Genomic DNA, 5,242 nt, shown 5'->3' on the forward strand with positions numbered 1-5,242 from the left:
TAATTGAATTTGCATTATCTCAACTTCGAGTTCGGTTGACTCATATTTGAGAGTACCGACTAATGCGTTTTTATAATGCACCAAATACGAACAATGATATTTATCATCAAGCCTAATTTCATGCTCTTTATCAGACAAGAACTGTCCAGACTTTTCTAAATGCTCAACCATAGTTAACTTGCGCAGTGCTAGTAGATAATCTCGATCTGATTTTGTCGCTTGTTGAAACTCAAATATCATCGGCTTCCTCTAAAGCACTAACGTTTCAAATAAGCGGCGCAGGCTTGCTGGCTATACTTGGCGAAGAATGAGCTCCAGCCAGCGAGTTTGCGTCCGGCGACGAAGGAGCGTACTTGATTTGCTTTGTTAGATGGCATTACGATTTATCCCTAAACTCGTTAATACGGGTAACGAAAAACCTAGAGTACCCAACCACAAGAGCGCAAAAAAACTATCAAGTAACATATACAAAATAACCGCTACAAATAAAGATGCCGCTAAGCTGATGAGCTTAACTTTCACAGACAGCCCACCTTTGTTCCACCAGATAAGTAATAAAATTAACGATACTATTGATATTGGAACAATTACAACTAAGCCTTCACCCATAAAATTTAGATTCTTCCATGCCTTCTAACGCCGCCATATGGGGCATTGTTTATGGAGTGGTGATTTGGGGTAAAGTGGCGAAGCCACCCCAAAGCGCCGCGGAGTAAACAATGTCCCTATGATGGCCTTGTTAGGCTTTATTCTTGTGATATTCTGTCCCATTGATGGGCATAATACCCTTCATCACTATCGCAGCTCTCGCAAACCAAACACTCTGTATCATCGCATCGATGATATGCATCTAATAGTGCTTCACCTTCTAACTCAGCCTTACACTCATTATGGTGCCCGCCGGGATCAGTGACACCTGAACATGTATTTGAGAGGTATGGTTCAAGAACCGACTTTTGTTTTATAGATAGCGTTTCGAAGCCTTCGGCTACCGCACGCTTAGCAATCCCCTCTGCTCCTGCAAATGCCGCGTTGTCAAAAACTCCGTGTTTGAGTTGATAATCTAAGATTTGTTCTGTGATTCCCATAACTTTCCCTTTTTATTGGTTGTGAATTTGTCGATTGGAAGCCTAACGCTTCAAATAAGCGGCGCAGGCTTGCTGGCTATACTTGGCGAAGAATGAGCCCCAGCCAGCGAGTTTGCGTCCGGCGACGAAGGAGCGTACTTGATTTGCTTTGTTAGACGGCGCAATAAACATGCGGTAAACATCCTTTGTCTGTTGAATAACACTATTACCTAATACAACCACCAGATAATAACCCCTGTAATTTCCTTGTTTAAAGATAGCCTGAAACAACTAAACAGTTCAAACAACCTTTAATGACTAACAACTTTTTGTGTTTAAAACCACCTAGAAGAAAAAAGAAATGATGTTGGCATTTCTCGCGATTTCAAAACCACTATGCACCTTAAACTAGCGCCTTCTAACTTCCAAAACAGCGGAAAGCGAGAGCGTATTTGGGCGAAGCCCAGCGAGTGCTTTTCCGGTGCTTTTGTTTGTTATGAGGTGACAATATGACAACCCCAAAAAGTTTATACATTTAATAACACCCTATTTGTTTTTTAAAAACAACCGGAATGTTGATTTCAATGGTTTTGAAAGATGACACGCCGATTATTTAACAAAATGTAGCCGCAAGCTGTACCACACGATTTAAACAACAATATAAGTTAATAAAGTAACAAAATTAAGAGTGATGTATACGTTGAATAACTTAAAAAATAATAAACAACTACATTTTAAAAACGAACGAATTACGGTAGCTAAACATCAATAAAAATAACCAGTTGAGAGCAGGTTTAGACTGCCACAACATTAATTCTCTTTAACCTCATAACGTTCGAATTTACTGCACAAATTTACTGGCTATACTTGGCGAGGCACGAGCCGCAGCCAGTGAGTTTGGGTCAGTAACATTTGTTTGTTATGTTTTTTCTCTTCTAGGTGAGTAAGTCACCATACGCCCAAACTACTGTACCTGCGACTAGTGATACATGAGCGAAAAGTTTGACTAATTTGTCGTATTTTGTCTCTTGGTAAAGACCAGTTTCAATAAATGTAGCATGCTGAAGTGCGCTTTTTAAATCTTTAATAAGGAAGCCGCGATCCATTTTTGCCAACCTAAACTCAGCTAGTAAAGCTGCTACACATAAAATCGCTCCTGAGCGCGGAAAAAAACCAATGTTATTTGTGAAATACAAATCAAGCCAAAGGCTGCATAGCAAAATAAGCCAGCCAACTATAAAGAGAAACTTGATATAGTTTCGATTAAAAAATCCATCAAACATTTATGATTAATACTTCCTTGTTATAAATAACCATAGAAACATAACTTCCGAAACAACGGAAAGTGCGAGCGTATTTGGGCGGAGCCCAGCGAGCACTTTTCCGGTGCTTTTGTTTGTTAGAAGTAAAGTCTTTAACCATTACTTTGAATCGTTGATAGGTCACGTTTGAAAACCAAAACAATTAAATAGATTAATGCAATTGGCGGAATAATTGCTGTAAAAAAACCTATTAAAGAGACTAAAAACGGTGTTTCTGTTTTACGTCGACCTAAGTAGTAACAAATTACAGCCATAAATAAAGCTAAGACTACTATTAATTCACCGAACAATGTCGCGTTGATATTCATTATCTAAATTTCTCCTTTTACTTCTAACGCTTAACATATGGGGCGCAAGCTTGTTGGCTATACTTGCGAAGAATGAGCTGAGCCAGCGAGTTTGCGTCCCAATGAGCGAAGCGAATGATGTTTATTGTTTTGTTAGGTAACATTATCAATATTACCTAGTAACCTATCTAATTTACCAGCAAACAGCACTGCGGTTAAAAACCCTAATAGTTGAAATGGTATAAGCAAAAAGCCACCGACTAAGAATGCCTGAATTAAATAACCATCAATAACTCCACTAACTAGGAAGTAACCAATAAAAATGGTGTTTAAAGCTAAGAGAATAATTGCTTTAGGATTAGGAAATTTTCGCTTAAACAATACCATTACATTGATTAGAAATATCAATGGTGTTGTTAAGTATGTGATTGCAAGTATTTCGGTTCCCATTTCCTTTTACCTAACGTCCCAATATGCCGACTAAAAGAGCGCAGCGAGTTGAGGTCGGAATAATTGGTTTGTTATATGCCAAATGCACTCCCAAACCCTTGATATGAAAACCAAATACCCAAACCAAAAACTAAAAATGAAAGTAAACCTAAAATTACACTAAGAACTTGAAAACTTAAACCTAGTTTATCTTTGCGGTACGCAAAGAATGATTGAGTAAGGTATGTAAAGCCTGTTGTGACTGCGCCCAATAAAACCCCAATACCGAAAACTAATAATGCAGATAAGAAGAATTGCATATTAGCCACTTGATTCTCAACACCGACATACCGCGCCAAAAACGCCATAACGGCAATTGCAGCACCACCATTAATTAATATTGTTGTTTTTAAAGCCGCTTGTCCATAGACAAAAACAGCTCGAAATACTTCAAGGTCTGTTTCTAATTGTGCTTTATGTCTAGATTCTTGCAGAACTAGCGAGTCAGATGAATATTTTTCAGTAATCTCTAAAAGCTTGTTTAAATCCTTTTTACTGATATGTGTATTTCCATCATCTTCATTTAATCGTGCTTGTTCACGAATAAAGTCTACAGCCTCTTTAGTTTCCACATACTCTCCTTGTCATATAACCCCCGCATAACGGGCAAAAATACGTAGGCTACAATACCAAGCGAAGCGCAGGGAGCCTACGTGTTTTTGTCCCTAGCGAGCGCAGCGAGTGTTAATGCGTTTGTTATGTTTTCGGATGCCTAAGCTCATAGTAAGACTCACTAAACCGAGCGATATTAAGATAAACCCATTCAGCCAGTTTTTTTGAATAAAGCAAATCAGCCACCCAACTTGAACAGTCATCTTCTATCCATGTGGCTTTACTTGAAACCCCCAATTGTTTCATTAAGCCTGCTATCTTTTTATTAGGAGCTTCATCTTTACCTAAGAATGCACCTTTATAATGGACCAATTCATTTCTTAGGGAAATTATTAGCTCGATTGATTGAAATGGTTCAACAGCTTTATTCCATTCAGCTCCATTTGTTCTTAATGCAACAAGATCCCACTTCTCTTGTACGTTAAGTTTTTTCTGTAGATTTTGTATAGCTCGCCATGCTTTTCCTTCTGCATCACTTTCTTCGTAACAAATTACCGCTATTGAGATTTCTTCATTTATTTTGGCTTCTAAATAACTTACAGCGTTAATAATACAAGATGTATTAAAAATGGTTACGTCTTGGGGTTTTTCAGAAGTAATAGCCAATTCTGAAAACTTTTTACATCCAGCTAAAAAGTCAGCGGAAAAAGGGTGCATAGAGGATTTTATTGGCTTGCCTGCACAAGAGTTTTCAATTTCATATTTTACGTCAGAATTCATCTACACCCTCTAGAAAACATAACGCTCCGCATAAATGGCGGAAAACAGTTGGCTAAACTTAGCGAAGAATGAGCGCCAGCCAACTGTTAGACGTCCATTTTAATGCGATTGTTAGGCACAGGTCTATACAACCATGATTTGTGAAGCATCAGTTACCTTAATATGTGTTTGGTAATAGTATTTACCTGTCCGTCTTCCCATAGTAGTGAAGTGAATTTTTACTCTCTTAGCTTCACCGGTAACTTGAATAGTTTTACCTTTAAAATAATCTTCGGGTGACTGCTGTGTTGCTGCAATTAATTCTTTAACAGCGTTAAATGACAACGCAATAGTTATGTTTCGTTGGTCTCTGTAGTCTATTTCTGTGTTTAGAAATATTCGATTGTCACCTCGTTGTGAGCCTGTAGCTTGAATAGTAAAAGTGTAAACGCCCTGAACTCCATCAGGAGCAGAGTCAGCCGCATTCTTTATTATTTGCACTGTATCAGATGTTTTTAAGACTGGAGTAGTTGAGCAACCTGCAAAGAGTCCAAGTAAAAATACTACAAATAAGAACCTCATATTTATAAATTCCTTTAAGTGCCTAACGCCACGTTAAGCGGAAAAAAAATGTTGGCTATAATGTGAACGGAGTGAAACAGCCAACTGTTTTTTGTCCGTTTGAACGCCTTGATACTCATTGAGCCTCCCCAATCAGCGTAACTTTTAGGCTACTCTGATAGGTGACAAAACCAAACGGAGAAGC

8 protein-coding genes and 1 pseudogene are annotated in these 5,242 nt (G+C 38.3%); all 9 read right to left on the reverse strand.

Annotated features, from left to right (window positions below; genetic code table 11):
• Window positions 1-240: pseudogene (locus Q4567_RS22000) on the reverse strand (N-acetyltransferase); the annotation flags it as partial.
• A 126-nt stretch (window positions 241-366) separates the two neighbouring features.
• Entirely contained in the window at window positions 367-522 is a 156-nt protein-coding gene (locus tag Q4567_RS22005) for a hypothetical protein (RefSeq protein ID WP_303502451.1), read from the reverse strand.
• Window positions 523-746: 224 nt separating this feature from the next.
• Window positions 747-1,088 carry a hypothetical protein gene (locus Q4567_RS22010; RefSeq protein WP_303502453.1) on the reverse strand — a complete coding sequence of 114 codons (342 nt, stop codon included), beginning with the start codon at window positions 1,086-1,088 and terminating at the stop codon, window positions 747-749.
• 914 nt (window positions 1,089-2,002) lie between these two features.
• Complete coding sequence (locus Q4567_RS22015; protein ID WP_303502454.1) at window positions 2,003-2,350, reverse strand: hypothetical protein; 348 nt, start codon at window positions 2,348-2,350, stop codon at window positions 2,003-2,005.
• A 131-nt stretch (window positions 2,351-2,481) separates the two neighbouring features.
• Window positions 2,482-2,697, reverse strand: a complete 216-nt coding sequence (locus Q4567_RS22020; RefSeq protein ID WP_303502455.1) for a hypothetical protein — start codon at window positions 2,695-2,697, stop codon at window positions 2,482-2,484.
• Window positions 2,698-2,829: 132 nt separating this feature from the next.
• Window positions 2,830-3,126, reverse strand: a complete 297-nt coding sequence (locus tag Q4567_RS22025) for a hypothetical protein (protein ID WP_303502456.1) — start codon at window positions 3,124-3,126, stop codon at window positions 2,830-2,832.
• Between the two features lie 71 nt (window positions 3,127-3,197).
• Window positions 3,198-3,737 (reverse strand): hypothetical protein, encoded by a 540-nt coding sequence (locus Q4567_RS22030; protein ID WP_303502458.1) that lies wholly within the window; start codon window positions 3,735-3,737, stop codon window positions 3,198-3,200.
• Between the two features lie 124 nt (window positions 3,738-3,861).
• Window positions 3,862-4,497, reverse strand: coding sequence for a hypothetical protein (locus Q4567_RS22035; protein WP_303502459.1), 636 nt, complete (start codon window positions 4,495-4,497; stop codon window positions 3,862-3,864).
• 123 nt (window positions 4,498-4,620) lie between these two features.
• Window positions 4,621-5,058, reverse strand: a complete 438-nt coding sequence (locus Q4567_RS22040; protein WP_303472306.1) for a hypothetical protein — start codon at window positions 5,056-5,058, stop codon at window positions 4,621-4,623.
• Between the last annotated feature and the right edge of the window lie 184 nt (window positions 5,059-5,242).

This window comes from Aliiglaciecola sp. 2_MG-2023 (assembly GCF_030548145.1).
Lineage (GTDB): Bacteria > Pseudomonadota > Gammaproteobacteria > Enterobacterales > Alteromonadaceae > Aliiglaciecola > Aliiglaciecola lipolytica_A.

What these genes read in the sequence shown, in the direction of transcription:
- Q4567_RS22010 (WP_303502453.1), bottom strand. Translation starts at nt 1,088, where the DNA reads ATGGGAATCACAGAACAAATCTTAGATTATCAACTCAAACACGGAGTT.
- Q4567_RS22015 (WP_303502454.1), bottom strand. Translation starts at nt 2,350, where the DNA reads ATGTTTGATGGATTTTTTAATCGAAACTATATCAAGTTTCTCTTTATA.
- Q4567_RS22020 (WP_303502455.1), bottom strand. Translation starts at nt 2,697, where the DNA reads ATGAATATCAACGCGACATTGTTCGGTGAATTAATAGTAGTCTTAGCT.
- Q4567_RS22025 (WP_303502456.1), bottom strand. Translation starts at nt 3,126, where the DNA reads ATGGGAACCGAAATACTTGCAATCACATACTTAACAACACCATTGATA.
- Q4567_RS22035 (WP_303502459.1), bottom strand. Translation starts at nt 4,497, where the DNA reads ATGAATTCTGACGTAAAATATGAAATTGAAAACTCTTGTGCAGGCAAG.
- Q4567_RS22040 (WP_303472306.1), bottom strand. Translation starts at nt 5,058, where the DNA reads ATGAGGTTCTTATTTGTAGTATTTTTACTTGGACTCTTTGCAGGTTGC.